The sequence below is a fragment of the Nocardiopsis sp. CNR-923 genome, assembly GCF_001942255.1.
Taxonomy (GTDB): Bacteria; Actinomycetota; Actinomycetes; order Streptosporangiales; family Streptosporangiaceae; genus Nocardiopsis.
On sequence record NZ_MKKC01000071.1, the window covers coordinates 1 to 16,431 of the forward strand.

Sequence of the window (16,431 nt, forward strand, 5' to 3'; positions counted from 1 at the left end):
GAGGCAGATGTACGGGCGGGCCGGGTTCCCGCTGCTCCGACACCGCATCCTCCTGCAGTGAGCTCACCGACCGTTACCACCGGAATGGAGACAGAGCCCAAGTAGAGGTGTAACTCCAAGGGGGCAGGAGTTCACCATGAGTGACAAGACGCGGGTGAAGACGGATACTGGCAGGCCGGACGAGGCGCGCATCGCTCTCGAAGAGCACTTCGCCAAGCATGGTGAACCCGCAGAGGAGGCGCGGGCCAGGGTACGGGAGGCGATCCAGACCACAGGGGTGGGGCGCCCGGTCCCCATCGAGGACGCACAGGCGAATCGGGCGGCGCTCGCCTACCTCGACGGCTTGGAAGGGGTGGGCGGATGAGCAGCTGACGGAGCTGGCGGGGGAGCGGTCACCAGGTACGGCGACGTCGTCGGCCGGATCGTTCCACCGTGACACGACGGAGCGGGGCGCCCGGTGGGCGCCCCGCTCGTTCGGCCCCGTGTCCTACACGCCGTCCATCAGGGCGGGCAGCGCGGACTCGTAGGCGGTGCGCAGCTCGTCCAGCGGGACCTCCACGGACCCGCCCGGGTGGCTGACCACCAGGCGTCGCCGCCCACCGCGCCGATCTCGGCGACCGGCACGCCGTGCTCGGCGGCCAGCGCGCGGAGCGCGTCCTTGTGCTCGGGCAGCACGGACACGACGGCGCGGGCGCCGGACTCGCTGAACAGGGCGGTGAACGCGTCGCCGTCCACCTCCACGCGCACTCCACGGCCGCCGCGCAGCGCCGCCTCGGCGATCGCGACCCCCAGGCCTCCGTCGGACAGGTCGTGCGCGGCTGTTGCCAGGCCCCGGTCGGCGGCGGTGGCCAGCACCTCGCCCAGCGCCGCCTCGGCGGCCAGGTCCACCCGGGGCGGCAGCCCACCCAGGTGGCCGTGGACCACGTCCGCCCAGGCCGAACCGCCGAACTCGGCGCGGGTCTCGCCCAGCAGGAACACCGCGGCGCCGTCGGTGTCGAAGGCCGACCGCAGCCGCGTGCGGACGTCGTCGATCACGCCGAGCACGCCGACCACGGGCGTCGGGTTGATCGCCACGTCACCGGTCTGGTTGTAGAAGCTCACGTTGCCGCCGGTCACCGGGGTGCCGAGCCGCTGGCAGGCGTCCGCGAGGCCGCGCGTCGCCTCGGCGAACTGCCACATGACCCCCGGGTCCTCGGGGGACCCGAAGTTGAGGCAGTTGGTGACGGCCAGCGGGCGGGCCCCCGTGGCGGCGACGTTGCGGAAGGCCTCGGCGTAGGCCGCCTGCGTGCCCGCGTAGGGGTCGAGGCGGGTGTAACGGCCGTTGCCGTCGGTGGCCAGGGCGACGCCGCGGTGCGAGTCGTCGGCCACGCGGATCATCCCGGCGTCGTGCGGGGCCGAGACCACCGTGTCACCCCGCACGTAGCTGTCGTACTGCTGGGTGACCCAGGCGGGGTCGCCCACGCCCGGCGCGCCCAGCACCCGGAGCAACTGGTCGCGGAGCTCGGCGTCGTCGGCGGGGCGGGGCAGCGCGGCTGCGTCGTCGGCCTGGAGCGCGTCCTGCCCGGCGGGGCGGGCGTAGGGCCGCTCGTAGACGGGGCCCTCGTCGGAGGCGGTGCGCGGGGGCATGTCCACCACCGTCTCCCCGTGCCAGGTCATGACGAGGCGTCCGCCGCGCTCGGCCTCCTCGGGGGTCACCTCGGTCACTTCGCCGATCTCGGTGGCCAGGATCTGCCACTTGTCGCAGATGGCGAGGAACTCGTCCATCTTGGCGGGCTCGACCACCGCCATCATGCGCTCCTGGGACTCACTCATGAGGATCTCCTCGGGGGTGAGTCTGGGGTCGCGCAGCGGGACGCGGTCGAGCTGGATGTCCATGCCGCCGGTTCCGCCCGCGGCCAGCTCGGTGGTCGCGCAGGACACACCCGCGGCGCCGAGGTCCTGGATGCCCACGACCAGGTCGCGGGCGTAGAGCTCCAGGCTGCACTCGATGAGCAGCTTCTCCATGAACGGGTCGCCGACCTGCACGCTCGGCCGCTTGGCGTGCGAGGCGTCGTCGAAGGTGGCGCTGGCCAGCACGGACGCGCCGCCGATCCCGTCGGGACCGGTGGTGGAGCCGAACAGGACCACCTTGTTGCCCGGGCCGGGGGCCTGGGCGAGCTTGATGTCCTCGTGTCGCAGCACCCCCACGCACAGCGCGTTGACCAGCGGGTTGCCGAGGTAACCCGGGCCGAAGCCGATCTCACCGCCGATGTTGGGCAGTCCCAGGCAGTTGCCGTAGAAGGAGATGCCGGACACCACGCCGGGCAGGACGCGCTTGGTGTCCTCCGCGTCGGCGGGGCCGAACCGCAGCGCGTCCATCACCGCGACGGGCCGGGCGCCCATGGTGAGGATGTCGCGGACGATGCCGCCGACGCCGGTGGCCGCGCCCTGGTGCGGTTCCACGTAGGAGGGGTGGTTGTGCGACTCGATCTTGAACGTGACCGCGCGACCGTCGCCCACGTCGACCACACCCGCGTTCTCGCCCATGCCGACCAGCAGCGCGTCGCTCTCGGGAGCCTTCTCGCCGAACTGGCGCAGGTGCACCTTGGAGGACTTGTACGAGCAGTGCTCGCTCCACATCACCGAGTAGATCGCCAGCTCCGAGGAGGTGGGGCGGCGGCCCAGGATCTCGCGGACCCGCTCGTACTCGTCCTTGGCCATGCCCAGCTCGGCGTGGGGCTGGGGGGTGTCCGGGGTGTCGAGCGCCACGGCGACGGTGTCGAGACCAGGTACTTCAGACATGCGTGGTTCCGTTCGGGATGTGCGGATGTGAGCCGGGCCGCGGCGTCCGCCGGGCGGCGCGGAGGGTCGTCACGAGGCGGGAGGGTTGGCGTTGCCGAGCATGAGCAGCGCGGTCGCGTCCCGCGCGTCGTGCTCGGAGGAGTCGGTGACCATGACGTCCCCGTCGGTGAGGATCGTGTCGCCCAGGGGCACGTCGCCCGGGGACTGCGCGCCCTCGGGGAGCAGCTGACCCCAGTCGGCGCCCAGGAGGTGGTCGTAGACCGACGCGATCGCCTCCTCGGAGCCGGGGGCCTGCTCCCCCTCGGCGGCGACGACCCGCACGAGGCGCACGCACTCGGCGATGGAGCAGCGCACGTCCGCGTCCCCGGAGACGTAGGACAGCCCCTCCGGGGGGTCGCCCAGTGCGTCGACGTCCGGCGCCTCCGACCGTTCCTGGTTCTGGGCCGCCCCCGGATCGGGGGTCTGGACCGGGGCCGGGGGCGTCGGGGCGCGCAGGGCCTGGAAGAGTCCGAGTGCCCCGGAGACGACCAGACCGACCACGACCACCGAGGCCAGCGCGATCTTGAATCGGCGGGAGCGCAGGAACTCCATCATCGTGAGGATCGTCTCCCTGTCCGTGTGCGGGTCGGTCGGGTCAGGCGTGTGCCGGGGTTCCGGCCGTCAGGCGGCTGAGGACCGAGGTGAAGAAACCCAGTCCGTCGGTGGAGGGCCCGGTCAGCGCTTCGACGGCGTGCTCGGGGTGCGGCATGAGGCCGACGACGTTTCCGTGTTCGTTGGCGATCCCGGCGATGTCGCGGCGCGATCCGTTGGGGCTGCCGCCCGCGTAGCGGACCACGACCCGCCCGGTCGCCTCCAGCTCGTCCAGGGTCTCCTCGTCGGCGACGTAGCTGCCCTCACCGCTCTTGAGGACCACGAGGATCTCCTGGCCCTCGGCGTAGTCGCCGGTCCAGGCCGTGTCGGCGGACTCCACGCGCAGCGCCTGGTCGCGGTTGACGAAGCGGAGCGAGGAGTTGCGGGTGAGCGCGCCGGGCAGGAGGTGGCTCTCGCACAGGATCTGGAAGCCGTTGCAGATGCCGAGCACCGGCAGCGCGCCCGAGCGGGCGGCCGGAACGAGTTCGGACATCAGCGGGGCGAACCGCGCGATGGCGCCGCAGCGCAGGTAGTCGCCGTAGGAGAAGCCGCCGGGGAGGACGACGGCGTCCACGCCTTTGAGATCGGCGTCGGCGTGCCAGAGCGGGACGGGCTCGGCGCCGGCCAGCCCGACGGCGCGGGCGGCGTCCTTGTCGTCGAGGGAGCCGGGGAAGGTGACGACGCCCACACGGGCTGTCATGAGCACACTCCGGGTCATTGTGTGTCGCGTCCCGCCTGTGCGGGAGGACGGGTGGTCGGGCGGGGAGTCCGCGGACGCCGGCCCGTCGCCGGAACGGCGTGTCCGCACCTCGCAGCGTACCCGCTCGCCTGTGGTCGGGTACGACGCTCACCCCGGTTCCGGACCCGTGGCCTGTGTGATCCTCCCAATCCCGGTGCTCGGACGCGGGGTCGGAGTGTGCGACCCGACAGCGCCGGTGTGCGCCACGGCGCGCGGGAGGATTCGCGGGCGCCCCGACGGGTCCGCCGGGGCGCGGGGCGCCTCAGAGGGCCGCGAAGTCGTGCCTGGGGGCGGGTGCGCCTCCGGGGCCGCCGTGCCGGTCGCAGGCCGCGAGGTGCTTGCGCAGGAGCACCGTGGACCTGGGGGCGGTCCGGAAGGCCACCTCGTCCATGAGACAGCGCATCAGGAATATGCCCCTGCCGGATTCGGCGGAGAGCCGGGGCAGAGGCACGTGGTCCCGCAGGAATCCGCGGGGCGGGGCCGCGTCGCCCGGAGCCCCGCCGTTGTGGGAGATCCTCAGCTCGCACAGGTCGGCGTCGAGATCGGCCTCGACCCGGTAGTCGTGGCCGGATCCGGCGTGCTCGATGGCGTTGGCGCAGGCTTCGGAGGTGGCGAGGACGACGTCGTCGGCGCAGTCCCGGCACAGTCCGGCCCGCCGGAGGAGGGTGCTGAGGACATCGCGGACGACGGACACCGTGTACGCCTGTCGGGGGAGCGATATCGAGAAAACGGCGTCCATGCGTACACCTCTCGTGCTCCGTGATCGGTTACCGGGCCAGCACGTTAAGGAACGTTCCCGAGCCGGGTTGCCGCAAAACGAACAGCCGCGCCCGATACGGGGCGCGGCTGGCCAATTCCGGACACGCCTGGCGTGGCGTCCGCCCGGCGGTCGGGTCAGTGGACGCGGACCTCGAAGTCCTCGATGACGGTGTTGGCGAGCAGGGTCTCGGCCAGACGTCGCACGTCGGCGAGCTTGGCGTCGTCGACCTCGCCCTCCACCTCGACCTCGAAGCGCTTGCCCTGCCGGACCCGCTCGACCCCCTCGAAGCCCAGCCGGGAGCAGGCGCCGGCGATGGCCTGACCCTGGGGGTCCAGGATCTCGGGCTTGAGCATGACGTCAACAACGACGCGGGCCACAGCGTCCTCCAGAAGAAATGTGGGTGTGCCGCACTCGCCCGCCACGGGGTGGGCGGGCGCCTCTCCAAGCCGCTCGGAGCGGGCGACGCCAGCGTATGGCACGTGGGCCCGCGACCGCGTTCCGGCCAGGAGCCACGCTGGTTCTTGACCGCATGCTTACCCGTGCTGGGGACGCTTTCGATGACTCCGTGACTCGTATCACCACGATAGATGTCATCATTGGAAGCGTGTGGTGGCGTCTACCAGAGTGGAAGTGATCGTCCGGTCGTCCTGAGGGGGAATCTTGACGACTATCGCAGCGGACCAGACCTCCACGACCGGTGAGAACCGCGATGAGGGGCGGACCCTGGACTTCGCCGCCGCGGTGACACCGTTCGCCGACCAGCTCTACCCCACGGCCCTGCGGATGACCCGCAACCCGGCCGACGCGGAGGACCTCGTCCAGGAGACATTCGCCAAGGCCTTCGCCAATTTTCACCAGTTCCGAGCGGGCACCAATCTGAGGGCCTGGCTCTACCGGATCCTGACCAACACCTTCATCAACTCCTACCGCAAGAAGCAGCGCGAACCGCGCCAGGAGACCACCGACGAGATCAAGGACTGGCAGCTCGCCGCAGCCGAGGCGCACACCTCGTCCGGCATGCGCTCGGCCGAGACCGAGGTTCTCGACCACCTGCCCGACTCCGACATCAAGCTCGCGCTCGCGCGGCTGCCGGAGGAGTTCCAGGAGGTCATCTACCTGGTCGACATCGAGGGCTACGCCTACAAGGAGGTCGCCGCCCGCATGGGGACCCCGCTCGGCACCGTGATGTCCCGGCTGCACAGGGCCCGTCGCCAGCTCCGCGAGATGCTCGCCGACTACGGCCGCGAGCGCGGCATGCGCGTGCCCGCCTGAGCCCTCCCGCTCCCCGGAGCCGCACGGCCCTCTCGCCCCCGCGCCCACCCCGCGCGACCCCGCCCCGTCTCTCTCCGTAGTCGCCAAGCCATGACGCGTCACGCCCGGACGGCCTCGAACCCGAGCGTCCGGGCGTTTCCGGTCTGTGGCCGACCGGGGTCCGCAACGTTGTTGGAAGTCCTTGTAATTGCTAGGAAGCCCTGGTAGTTGCGTATGTGCGCTGGTTCAGGATGATGGGGCGGACAGGTTAAAAGGTGACGCTGAGGACTTGCGCACCACATGGTGAGTTCTGTCACGATGTGGTGAGGGCTGTCCGCTGCGCCCACCACCCCGGGTGAGCGGACCTTGATTAGGCCGATCAGCGTTCACCCGCGCGAACCCGGCCCCGAGAATCCGAGGAGCGACGTGTCGGACACCACCGAACACGCAGAACCGGAGCTTGTCCAGCTCCTGACACCCGAAGGGGAGTTCACCGCGCACCCCGACTACCCCCTGGACATCGGTGCCGACGAGATCCGCGACCTGTACCGGGACCTGGTGCTCGTCCGCAGGGTCGACAGTGAGGCCGTGTCCCTCCAACGGCAGGGCGAGCTGGGGCTGTGGGCCTCCCTGCTCGGCCAGGAAGCCGCGCAGATCGGGTCCGGCCGGGCTATGCGCGACGGCGACATGGCCTTCCCCTCCTACCGCGAGCACGGCGTCGCCTGGTGCCGGGGCATCGAGCCCAAGCAACTGCTGGGCATGTTCCGCGGCGTCACCAACGGCGGCTGGGACCCCCACGAACACGGCCTGCACCTGTACACGATCGTCATCGGCAGCCAGGCCCTGCACGCCACCGGCTACGCCATGGGCATCCAGCGCGACGGCGCCGTCGGGGAGGACGGCTCCGCGGTCATCGCCTACTTCGGTGACGGCGCCACCAGCCAGGGCGACACCAACGAGGCGTTCAACTTCGCGTCGGTGAACAACGCCCCCGTGGTCTTCTTCTGCCAGAACAACCAGTGGGCCATCTCCGAGCCCCTGGAGCGCCAGGCCCGCGCGCCCATCTTCCGCCGCGCCGCCGGGTTCGGTTTCCCGGGCGTGCGCGTGGACGGCAACGACGTGCTGGCCTGCCTCGCGGTCACCCGCGCCGCCCTGACCAACGCGCGCGAGGGCAACGGGCCCACGCTCGTGGAGGCGTTCACCTACCGGATGGGCGCCCACACCACCAACGACGACCCCACCCGGTACCGCTCCACCGCCGAGCTGGACGAGTGGAAGGCCAAGGACCCGATCCTGCGCCTGCGCCGCTACCTGGAGGGCTCCGGGATGGCCGACGACGCGTTCTTCGCCGCGGTCGAGGAGGAGGCCGACGCCATCGGCGAGCGGGTGCGCGCGGAGTGCCGGGCGCTGCCCGACCCCGAGCCGCTGGAGATCTTCCACGAGGTCTACGCCGAACCGAACGTCCACATCGACCAGCAGCGGTCCGAGTTCGCCGACTACCTCGCGTCCTTCGAGGGCGCCGGCGCGGAAGGGGGCCGCTAGGCCATGGGAACCAACCTCACGATCGGCAAGGCGATCAACGCCGGCCTGCGCGCCGCCATGGAGCACGACCCCAAGGTCCTGGTCATGGGCGAGGACGTCGGGCGCCTCGGCGGTGTCTTCCGGGTCACCGACGGGCTGTACAAGGACTTCGGCGCCGACCGGGTGATCGACACCCCGCTGGCCGAGTCCGGCATCGTCGGCACCGCCATCGGCATGGCCCTGCGCGGGTACCGCCCGGTGGTGGAGATCCAGTTCGACGGCTTCTTCTTCCCGGCCGCCAACCAGACCTTCACCCAGCTCGCCAAGATGCGGCGCCGGTCCGCCGGCAAGCTCAGCGTCCCCGTCGTCATGCGCATCCCCTACGGTGGCGGCATCGGCGCGGTGGAGCACCACAGCGAGTCCCCGGAGGCGTACTTCACCCACACGGCCGGCTCCGGGTGGTCACGGTCGCCAACCCCGAGGACGCCTACTGGATGATCCAGCAGGCCGTCCGCTCCGACGACCCGGTGATCTTCCTGGAGCCCAAGCGGCGCTACTACGAGAAGGCCGAGGTCGACACCGAGGCGCCGATCGAGGAGGCGACCCCGCTGGGGTCAGCCCGGATCGCCCGCCGCGGCACGGACGTGACCCTGCTGGCGTACGGGCCGATGGTCAAGACCGCGCTTCAGGCGGCCGAGGCCGACACCGACCACTCGATCGAGGTCGTCGACGTGCGGTCGCTGTCCCCGGTGGACTACCCGACCATCGTGGACTCGGTGCGGCGCACCGGTCGCCTGGTCGTGGCGCACGAGGCCCCGCTCAGCGGCGGCCCCGGCGCGGAGATCGCCGCCCGGGTCACCGAGGAGTGTTTCTACCACCTGGAATCGCCGGTGATTCGTGTCGCCGCCTTCGACACCCCCTACCCTCAGTCCAGGCTGGAGGAGCACTATCTTCCAGACCTCGACCGGGTTCTTGACGGTGTGGACCGGGCGTTCGCGTACTAGGGGAACTGGAGACATGGGGATTCAGAGGAACGCACCCGCCAGTGGCGGCGTGCAGTCGTTCAAGCTGCCCGACGTCGGTGAGGGGCTGGTCGAGGCCGAACTGCTCACCTGGTACGTCAAGCCCGGTGACGAGATCACCGTCAACCAGAACATCTGCGAGATCGAGACGGCCAAGGCCGTGGTCGAGCTGCCCAGCCCGTTCGCGGGCACCGTGCGCGAGCTACTGGTCGAGGAGGGTCAGACGGTCGACGTCGGCACGGTGATCATCACCGTCGACGACGGCAGCGGGGGCCCGGCCGAGGCGCAGGCCCCCGCGGCGACGCCGGCCGCGGTCGAGGAGACCGAGGAGCGCGAGAAGCCGCTGGTGGGCTACGGAGAGAGGGTCGCCGCCACCCAGCGCCGCGCCCGTCGGCGTCCGACCCCGTCGGCTCCGGTGTCGCCGACCGCGCCGAGGCCCGCCGCGGCGGCTCCGGTCGCTCCCGCCCCGCCGGCGGCTCCCGCCGGTGGCGTCCGCTGGCCAAACCCCCGGTGCGCAAGCTGGCGCGCGACCTCGGTGTGGACCTGGCGTCGGTGACGCGACGGGTCCCGGCGGGGTCGTGACCCGCGAGGACGTGCGGGCCGCGGTGGAGCCCGCCGAGGCGTCGGCCGCTCCGGCGGTGGCGGCTCCGGCCGTCACCGGGGACCGGGCCGCCCGTGAGCGGCGGATCCCGGTCAAGGGGGTGCGCAAGCACACCGCCGCCGCGATGGTCGGCAGCGCGTTCACGGCGCCGCACGTCACCGAGTTCCTCCAGGTGGACGTCACCCGGACGATGGAGGCGATCGCGCGGCTGCGGGAGCGTCCCGACTTCGCCGACGTGCGTGTCTCGCCGCTGCTGCTGGTCGCCAAGGCGCTGCTCATGGCGATCCGCCGGAACCCGGAGATCAACGCGTCCTGGGACGAGGAGAACCAGGAGATCGTGGTCAAGGACTACGTGAACCTGGGAATCGCCGCCGCCACCGACCGGGGACTGGTGGTGCCCAACGTCAAGGACGCCGACGCCAAGACCCTGCCCGAGCTGGCCGCGGCCCTGAAGGAGCTGACCGACACCGCGCGGGCGGGCAGGACGAGCCCGGCGGACATGTCGCAGGGGACGGTCACGATCACCAACGTCGGCGTGTTCGGCGTGGACGCGGGCACCCCGATCATCAACCCGGGGGAGGCCGCGATCCTGGCCTTCGGGCAGATCCGCGACATGCCGTGGGTGCACGGGGGCGAACTGGCGATCCGCAAGGTGACGACGCTGTCGCTGTCCTTCGACCACCGGCTGGTCGACGGCGAGCTTGGCTCCAAGGTGCTGCGGGACATCGGCACCGCGCTGGAGGAGCCCGAGCTGACCGCGCTCGCCTGGGGGTAGACGGTTGCCCCTCGGGGCATGGATCACGGAAGCGGGCCGGGGGTGGTACGCCCCCGGCCCGCTTCGGCGTTCGTTCACGTGCCAAGCTCTTCCGACGCGCCCGGGCTTCCCGCCACCGGGGCTCGTCGGCGGGTGCGGAGGGTCCGCATCGTGTCCGCGACGAGACGGGCCCATCGGGCCCTGAGGCGTCCCCCGGAGCCGGGCGCGGGTACACCAAGGGGGTCCGTCCCCCAAGGGGGAGAGGGACGGACCCCTCCATTGGGGTGTTCCCGGGTGGGCGTTGACCGACACATGACGCGCGGTCCCTTTCGGTTCCCCGAGGTCCGACGGAGCGGCCATGCCAGGCCATAGCGGACGCCGACCGGTGTGTCGTGGTCCCGCCCACGGCGGCGTTCCCACGTTCACCCCGGACGATCGGCGCTCCTCGGACGAAACCGCGACACGGCGCGGGTCGCACCGGGGCGGGACGCGTGCTCGTACCGGCGGCGGTGGATCACTCCTCGTCGGCGTCCGGGCTCGGGGCCTCCGAGGGCTCGGCGTCCTCCTCCCGCTCCTCCTCGGCTGCCTCCTCCTCGGCCGCGGCGGCCTCGGCTCGCGCCGCCGCGCGAGCCGTGCACACCTCCTCGGCGGCGGAGGCGGAACCCTCGACGGCCACCACGGTGAAGCAGTACTCGCCGTAGGTGTCGGCGGTGGTGATCTGCGCGGAGGTCGCACCGGCCCCGGTCCGGGCGAGGGTCGCGGGTTCGTGGTTCTGGCGACCGCCGACGACGAAGAAGGGCACGGCGCCGCCGCTGGTGTCGGTCCAGCTGAGCCGCACGGTGTCCAGCGAGTCCTCCAGGAGCACGTCCGTGGGGGCGCCGACCGCCTCCGGGACGGTCGGTTCCACCATCGCCGCCGCGTCGTCGGCGTCCTCGGCCAGCTCGTCCGCTCCCGCGCTCGGTTCGGCGGCGGGTTCCTCCGGTCCGGCGGCGGCCGAGAGGGCCGGGGCCGGGTTCTGGGGGCCGACGGACGCGAAGGCCCCGCAGACGGAGGTGAGCAGGAGGATCCCGCCCACGCTCGCGGCGAGGTGGAGGTTCTTGCGCCAGCGGACCTGGGCCGGGTCCGGGCGGTCGAGATCCGCCCACGCGGGGCTCTCGTCGCGGGCGGTCGCGGCGCCGTCGTCAGGCAGGCGGCCGGACTCGGCCGTGCCGCTCCAGCCCTCCACGCGCGACCAGGCGAGCAGGGGCGAGATCTCCTCGCCGCGCAGCTTGGCCATCATGATCTCGGCGGTGCCGCCCGCGTCGGCGGCGGGCGGTCGGCCGCCGTGCCGCTCGTCGGGGCTCGGGCGGGCTTCTCCGCGCCGCTGGGACGCTGCCGGGGCGGTCGGCCGCGCGGGTTCGCCTGGCTGGGGCCCCGGCCACAGCGGGGCGTTGAGCGGGGCCGACGGGGTTGCGGACGAGCCGTGCGGCCCCGTGCCGGACGGGGCCGCGTACGGCGGGGCGGGTAGGTGTTCCTGGGGGGCCCGGTCGCTATGGGGCGGCCCAGGGGGCGCCTGCGGTCCCGGCATCGGCGGGTGCGGGCCCGAGGGGGCCGCGGCCGGGTACGGCGCGTGGGCAGCCCGCTCGCCGCCGGGTGCGGTGTGCGGGGCCGTCGCCGGATCGGCGGCCGGCATCACGGCGGTCGGGGGCGGCTGCGCCCCGCTGGGCGCCCCGTACGGACTGGCTGACGCACCGGTCAGCGGCGCCTGGGCGCCGCTCGCACCGGAAACGGTCGTCGCGGGCCGCGACGTGCGTGCCTGTTCGAACGCGGCGGCGAACTCCGCGGCGCTGTCGTGGCGCTCGTTCGGGGACTTGGCCAGGGCACGCGTCAGCACGCCGCGGAGCTTGCGGGAGACGTCCTGGCGGCCGACCGGCTGGGCGTCCTCGGTCAGCACCCGTCGGGCGTACGCCTGGGCGTCGAACCCCTCCTCGGACGCGAAGGGGGTCCGGCCGACGAGCATCGTCCAGATCGTCGACGCGAGCTGGTACACGTCCGAGGCGGGCGTTCGCGGCTCGCCGCGCAGCGCCTCCGGGGGCGCGTGCAGGAACGACTCCGACCCGGGCGGCGGCGGGGGCACGGCCGTACCGGTCGGGTGAACGGAGCCGAAACCCGTCAGGACCGGGGTACGGCCCGCCCTCAGGACATTGCCCGGACTGACGTCGTTGTGCACCAGACCCCGGCCGTGCATGGCGCCCAGGGCCGCCGCCGCGCCGCGGGCGACCGCGGCCGCCTCCTGGATGGGAGCCGGCCCCCTGCGCGCGAGCATGTCGGCGAAGGAACCGTCCGCGTAGAACGGCAGCACCACGAAGAGCTCACCTTCGGCCGTGGTGCCCGCGTCCAGCAGCGGCACCACGCCGGGCACGCCGCTGAGGTCGCGCAACCGGTCGAGCTCCGCGCGCCCCTGGGCGGCGGGCAGGACCTTGAGCACGACGTCGGCGCCACTGGTCGAACGCGTCGCACGCACGATCCTGGCACGGCGCCCCCGGCGCAGCACCGCGGACGGCTCGTATCCGGGCGCCCATACGGCGTGTTCGGAGCCGGACAAGAGTGAGCGACCCCCTTGCGGTGTTCGTGGTGGAGGCCCCTGCGGTCAGGCGCGGGGGATGGTGACGCGGTCGGTCGCGGTCCCTACGGCGGCGGAGCCTCGAACGCGGGCTCCTGGACCATCTGCTGCCCAAGGGTGCCGAACCCGCGCTCCTCGTTGACCTCCTGCTGGCGGCCGAACGCTCCGATGAGGGCGATGACCGCGCAGATCAGGGCGGTGAGGATGAGACCGCCGATCACCGCCGGCCACACCTGCTGCCGACGCCGCCAGTAACGGCTGGACCCGTACAGCAGAGCCGACCGCAGTTGGCGGTGGCGCAGAGCGTCCGCCTGGAGGACGTACTTCTCCTCGTCGGGCGTGTAGTGGAACGCCTCGGGGAGCTGGGGGTCCGGGTCCGCTGGGGCGGGTCGGGGCGGTGTGGGGGAGGACATCGGCGATCAGCCTACTAGAACAGGCTGTCCAGGTAGCGGGTCAGACGGGAGTACTTGTCCGCGGTGTCGCCGGTCGCGGCGATCATCTTCGAGAAGGCGGCGTTCACCTCGGCGAACTGGGCGTCGAACTCCTGGGCCTTGGCCTGGAACTGCGGGCTGCCGGAGCCCTCCCACTGGTTGACGGTGTTCTCGGACTGCTCGTTGATCTGGCTCATGATCGCGGTGAAGCGGGCCAGGTGCGCCTGTTGGTCGGAGGCCAGACCCTCCAGTTGACCGACATTGCCGTAGACGTCGAACTGATTGCCCATGACTGTTCGTCTTTCTGCGCGGAGGGTGGGGGGTCAGGCGTTGACGGGGCGGGCGAGGCCGCCGAGGTCGTTTCCGGCCTGTGCGAGGTCGGCCGCGGAATCGGCGTCGGTGATGTTGAACTGCTGCTGCCCCTCGGTCAGCTTGATCCCGTTCTGGGAGCACCAGGTCATGAGCTCGTCGAACCGTTCGGTGAGCGCGTTGCGGGCCGCGCGGAAATCGTGCAGTGCCTGGCCCTGGAGCGCGTCGCCGTCGTTGGACATGTCCTGGATGAGCTGGTTCATCTGGGTGCGGAGTCCGTCGGACTCCTGGGCGAGGTTCTCACCGCCCGTCGAGAGTGTGTTGACGTTTTCGAGACCAGCGTGCTGGGACATCTGAACCCTTCCTGCGCGAGGGGAACTGTGCGGTGCGCCCATCCTCCGCGGGCACGGTGTTCGTGGACGTGACACGGGAGGATGGGGAGATTACGGACGATAGTAAGGATGTCATCAGTGGGTCAATGCTCACGCACCCTTCGCGACATTACGGCCGGATTCGGCCAATGTGCTGACATTCATTGCGGATCACGTCCGCACGTCAGCCGGTGGTCGCTCCACGTCTGTCGCGGTTGGGGCGGCGTCGCGAGAATCAGGGCCAGGACAACCTGGTTCATCAGGGCGAACGCGAGCCCGAGCGCGGTCCTGTCGTAGAGGACCATGTTCGTGAGCGCCATGCCGTTCAGGAAGGCGAACATCCCGGGCACGCCCATGGTCCTGAGGCGGCGGGCACCCCGTCGCGGGACCGGTGGGGCATGGGCTGATTCCGTTCGGGTGCATGCCTTCTCCGTTCCGTCGAGGTACGCCGACCCGGCGGTCAGTCGGAGGGGCCGGCGCTCGGCGCGTCCTCCGGTGGGCGGGCGGCCCACCGGACCACGAGCGGATACCCGGCCATGGACGCGTCGTGGAACCGGGGAAAGACCTCCTCCGTTCCGGCCACCCCGTCCTCCGCCAGGTCGACGCGGAACCACGCCTCCTCCGTCTGGAGCAGGACCGCGTCGCGCTCCTGCGACGGCGCGTGCTGGAGCACCGGGCCGCCCTCCTCCAGCAGCCGCGTCGCGGTGAACGCCTGGCCCTCCACGCGCACGAGGTAGGCGCCCCCCAGCGGTTCGGCTTCGGTGGGGGCGGAGCCCAGCACGGCGCCGCCCTCTCCCCAGACCAGGGCGTCGTCGTAGGTCTGCCACTGCTCTCCGCCGGTGGTGAGGGACGCGTTCACCACGGTGCCGCCGGTGCGCCGGACCACCAGGGCCCCGCCGTTCGCTCCGGTCATCTGCTCGGTCCGGACGCTGTCGCGGATGTGGAGTTCACCCGCCGGTGTGAGCGCCCAGTCGCTCGGAACCTGGTAGTCGCCGAGCGGGAGCGTGCCCTCCTGGTTGGGCGTGCCGCCGGGCGCGTCCAGGGGCACCGACATCACCCGGGGCGGCTGCCCGTCCTGCGGGTCGTCGGAGACGTACCAGAGCCGCTCTCCGTGGATGACCGGGCGCGACAGCTCCTCGCCCGGCGCCGCGGCGACCGACTCGACCGGCCGGTAGGAGATCCGCTCCGCCGCGCCGACGTCCTCGGGGTCGGTCAGAGCGGCCACGGTGACCGTCGACGGATCGGCGGTGGCGTAGGCGAAGAAACGCCAGTCCGCGGAGAACTGGGCGTGCACCGGCACGGACGACGCCATGGGGTCCACCGCGCCCTCGGGCAGGCCGACTTCGTGGACGGGCTGGCCGGTCGCCGGGTCGTGGAACACCAGGACCTGGTCGGTCTCCGGGTCCGCGCCCTCGTATCCGCGGTGCAGCAGAGCGAGCCCCGTGAGTCCCTGCTCGGCGATGTCCTCCACCGTCTCCGGCGGGTCGTCCGAGCCCGTGGACGAGTCATCGCAGGCGCTGACGGCCATCAGGCACACGGCCGACATGAGGGCGAGGGAACGCCGCACGAATCTGCCTTTCGGGGGAGAGAACGGTGGAGTCGCCACAAGTGGGACCAACTCGGACTTCCCATGGTTCCACCTACCCGGGGGTGGTGTGGGCGCCGCGGCCGGAGTCGGCCACGGGGCGCGGTGTTCACGACGCCCGCTCCAGGCAGCACCGGACGAAGTCCCGGATCACGGGATCGGTGTCGTCGGCGGGCGACCACGCGACGCCGACGCCGCTCGGGGAGAGGCCGCGGACGGGGCGGTAGGTGACGCCGGGGCGGGAGTAGAAGCGCGCGGCGGACTCCGGGGCGAGCGCGACACCGTAGCCGTTGGCGATCGCGGTGAGCCAGTCGTCGGGGTGCTCGGTGACCGCGCCGATCCGGACGGGGCGGCCCTGCCGTTCGTCGGACGCGAGCCAGAAGTCGCGCCAGGCCCCGGTCTCGGGCGGAGCGGCGACGAACGGCTCGTCCCGCAGGTCCGCGAGGTCCACGACCTCGCGCGCGGCGAGCGGGTGCGCCGAGGGGAGCGCCACCCAGCGAGCCTCGCTGAACAGCGGTTCCACGCACAGCTTCGCCTGGCCGGGGAACGGGAGCCGCAGGAGCGCGGCGTCGACGACTCCGTCGGCCAGCCCGGCGGAGGGATCGGCCCAGGAGGCCTGGCGCAGGTCGACCCGCCAGCCGGGACGCAGTTCCGAGAAGGCCGCGATGATGGCCTGGGTGGCCTCGTTGGCGGCGCTGGCCACGAAGCCGACCCGTAGCACCCGGGCGGACCTGCTCGCCACCGCGCGGGTTCCGCTCAGGGCGCGGTCCCACGCCGAGAGGACGGACGGCGCCCGCTCCGCGAGGGCGCGACCCGGCTCGGTGAGCGCCATGCCGGTGCGGGAACGGGTGAAGAGCTGGACTCCGAGGAGCTGTTCCAGCCGCCGGATCTGTTTGGTCAGCGCCGGTTGGGACACGTACAGCCGCTCGGCGGCGCGCGTCAGGTTGCCCTCCTCGGCGACGGCGGTGAAGTAGCGCAGCAGCCGTGTGTCGACGTCCATGCCCTCAGGTTATTGATGCGGGTATTGGACGGGCCGGAACGGACGAGGTGAGGGTGGAGGCACCCCCGGTGGAA

14 protein-coding genes and 3 pseudogenes are annotated in these 16,431 nt (G+C 72.1%); 5 read left to right on the forward strand and 12 right to left on the reverse strand.

All coding sequences use genetic code 11. The features are described 5' to 3' along the window. The first annotated feature begins 136 nt into the window (after window positions 1-136). Complete coding sequence (locus tag BJF83_RS09105) at window positions 137-364, forward strand: hypothetical protein (RefSeq protein WP_143831840.1); 228 nt, start codon at window positions 137-139, stop codon at window positions 362-364. 123 nt (window positions 365-487) lie between these two features. Here BJF83_RS09105 and purL read toward each other — a convergent pair. The 5 genes and pseudogenes from purL to purS all read right to left on the reverse strand — a co-directional run bounded on the left by purL (window position 488) and on the right by purS (window position 5,287). Continuing rightward, window positions 488-2,781 (reverse strand): annotated as a pseudogene (gene purL / locus BJF83_RS09110) (phosphoribosylformylglycinamidine synthase subunit PurL). Window positions 2,782-2,850: 69 nt separating this feature from the next. Continuing rightward, complete coding sequence (locus BJF83_RS09115) at window positions 2,851-3,375, reverse strand: hypothetical protein (RefSeq protein ID WP_075925950.1); 525 nt, start codon at window positions 3,373-3,375, stop codon at window positions 2,851-2,853. 40 nt (window positions 3,376-3,415) lie between these two features. Beyond that, window positions 3,416-4,111 (reverse strand): phosphoribosylformylglycinamidine synthase subunit PurQ, encoded by a 696-nt coding sequence (gene purQ, locus BJF83_RS09120; protein ID WP_075925984.1) that lies wholly within the window; start codon window positions 4,109-4,111, stop codon window positions 3,416-3,418. A gap of 301 nt (window positions 4,112-4,412) precedes the next feature. Then, window positions 4,413-4,889, reverse strand: a complete 477-nt coding sequence (locus BJF83_RS09125) for an ATP-binding protein (RefSeq protein ID WP_075925951.1) — start codon at window positions 4,887-4,889, stop codon at window positions 4,413-4,415. 155 nt (window positions 4,890-5,044) lie between these two features. Next, window positions 5,045-5,287: a phosphoribosylformylglycinamidine synthase subunit PurS gene (gene purS / locus BJF83_RS09130; RefSeq protein WP_075925952.1), complete on the reverse strand. Its 243-nt coding sequence runs from the start codon at window positions 5,285-5,287 to the stop codon at window positions 5,045-5,047. Between the two features lie 283 nt (window positions 5,288-5,570). On the opposite strand from purS, the gene BJF83_RS09135 reads away from it, so the two are divergent. The 4 genes and pseudogenes from BJF83_RS09135 (at window position 5,571) to BJF83_RS09150 (ending at window position 10,080) form a co-directional block, all read left to right on the forward strand. Further along, a complete protein-coding gene (locus BJF83_RS09135) occupies window positions 5,571-6,182 on the forward strand; it encodes a sigma-70 family RNA polymerase sigma factor (protein WP_075925953.1) in 612 nt (203 codons plus the stop codon). Between the two features lie 405 nt (window positions 6,183-6,587). Next, complete coding sequence (pdhA, locus tag BJF83_RS09140) at window positions 6,588-7,703, forward strand: pyruvate dehydrogenase (acetyl-transferring) E1 component subunit alpha (protein WP_075925954.1); 1,116 nt, start codon at window positions 6,588-6,590, stop codon at window positions 7,701-7,703. A 3-nt stretch (window positions 7,704-7,706) separates the two neighbouring features. Further along, window positions 7,707-8,686: pseudogene (locus BJF83_RS09145) on the forward strand (alpha-ketoacid dehydrogenase subunit beta). 13 nt (window positions 8,687-8,699) lie between these two features. After that, a pseudogene (locus BJF83_RS09150) lies at window positions 8,700-10,080 on the forward strand (dihydrolipoamide acetyltransferase family protein). 493 nt (window positions 10,081-10,573) lie between these two features. Here BJF83_RS09150 and BJF83_RS09155 read toward each other — a convergent pair. From BJF83_RS09155 to BJF83_RS09185, 7 genes are all read right to left on the reverse strand, one after another. Further along, window positions 10,574-12,643 carry a protein kinase gene (locus tag BJF83_RS09155; RefSeq protein ID WP_075925955.1) on the reverse strand — a complete coding sequence of 690 codons (2,070 nt, stop codon included), beginning with the start codon at window positions 12,641-12,643 and terminating at the stop codon, window positions 10,574-10,576. An 83-nt stretch (window positions 12,644-12,726) separates the two neighbouring features. Beyond that, complete coding sequence (locus tag BJF83_RS09160) at window positions 12,727-13,074, reverse strand: hypothetical protein (protein WP_075925956.1); 348 nt, start codon at window positions 13,072-13,074, stop codon at window positions 12,727-12,729. Window positions 13,075-13,088: 14 nt separating this feature from the next. Continuing rightward, window positions 13,089-13,382 carry a WXG100 family type VII secretion target gene (locus tag BJF83_RS09165; RefSeq protein ID WP_075925957.1) on the reverse strand — a complete coding sequence of 98 codons (294 nt, stop codon included), beginning with the start codon at window positions 13,380-13,382 and terminating at the stop codon, window positions 13,089-13,091. 33 nt (window positions 13,383-13,415) lie between these two features. After that, complete coding sequence (locus BJF83_RS09170; RefSeq protein WP_075925958.1) at window positions 13,416-13,754, reverse strand: hypothetical protein; 339 nt, start codon at window positions 13,752-13,754, stop codon at window positions 13,416-13,418. A 179-nt stretch (window positions 13,755-13,933) separates the two neighbouring features. After that, entirely contained in the window at window positions 13,934-14,122 is a 189-nt protein-coding gene (locus tag BJF83_RS09175; RefSeq protein ID WP_143831841.1) for a hypothetical protein, read from the reverse strand. Between the two features lie 110 nt (window positions 14,123-14,232). Beyond that, entirely contained in the window at window positions 14,233-15,339 is a 1,107-nt protein-coding gene (locus tag BJF83_RS09180) for a hypothetical protein (RefSeq protein ID WP_075925960.1), read from the reverse strand. Between the two features lie 127 nt (window positions 15,340-15,466). Continuing rightward, entirely contained in the window at window positions 15,467-16,357 is an 891-nt protein-coding gene (locus tag BJF83_RS09185) for a LysR family transcriptional regulator (RefSeq protein WP_075925961.1), read from the reverse strand. Window positions 16,358-16,431: the final 74 nt, after the last annotated feature.

What these genes read in the sequence shown, in the direction of transcription:
- purQ (WP_075925984.1), bottom strand. Translation starts at nt 4,111, where the DNA reads ATGACAGCCCGTGTGGGCGTCGTCACCTTCCCCGGCTCCCTCGACGAC.
- BJF83_RS09160 (WP_075925956.1), bottom strand. Translation starts at nt 13,074, where the DNA reads ATGTCCTCCCCCACACCGCCCCGACCCGCCCCAGCGGACCCGGACCCC.
- BJF83_RS09170 (WP_075925958.1), bottom strand. Translation starts at nt 13,754, where the DNA reads ATGTCCCAGCACGCTGGTCTCGAAAACGTCAACACACTCTCGACGGGC.
- BJF83_RS09115 (WP_075925950.1), bottom strand. Translation starts at nt 3,375, where the DNA reads ATGATGGAGTTCCTGCGCTCCCGCCGATTCAAGATCGCGCTGGCCTCG.
- BJF83_RS09105 (WP_143831840.1), top strand. Translation starts at nt 137, where the DNA reads ATGAGTGACAAGACGCGGGTGAAGACGGATACTGGCAGGCCGGACGAG.
- BJF83_RS09165 (WP_075925957.1), bottom strand. Translation starts at nt 13,382, where the DNA reads ATGGGCAATCAGTTCGACGTCTACGGCAATGTCGGTCAACTGGAGGGT.
- BJF83_RS09185 (WP_075925961.1), bottom strand. Translation starts at nt 16,357, where the DNA reads ATGGACGTCGACACACGGCTGCTGCGCTACTTCACCGCCGTCGCCGAG.
- BJF83_RS09125 (WP_075925951.1), bottom strand. Translation starts at nt 4,889, where the DNA reads ATGGACGCCGTTTTCTCGATATCGCTCCCCCGACAGGCGTACACGGTG.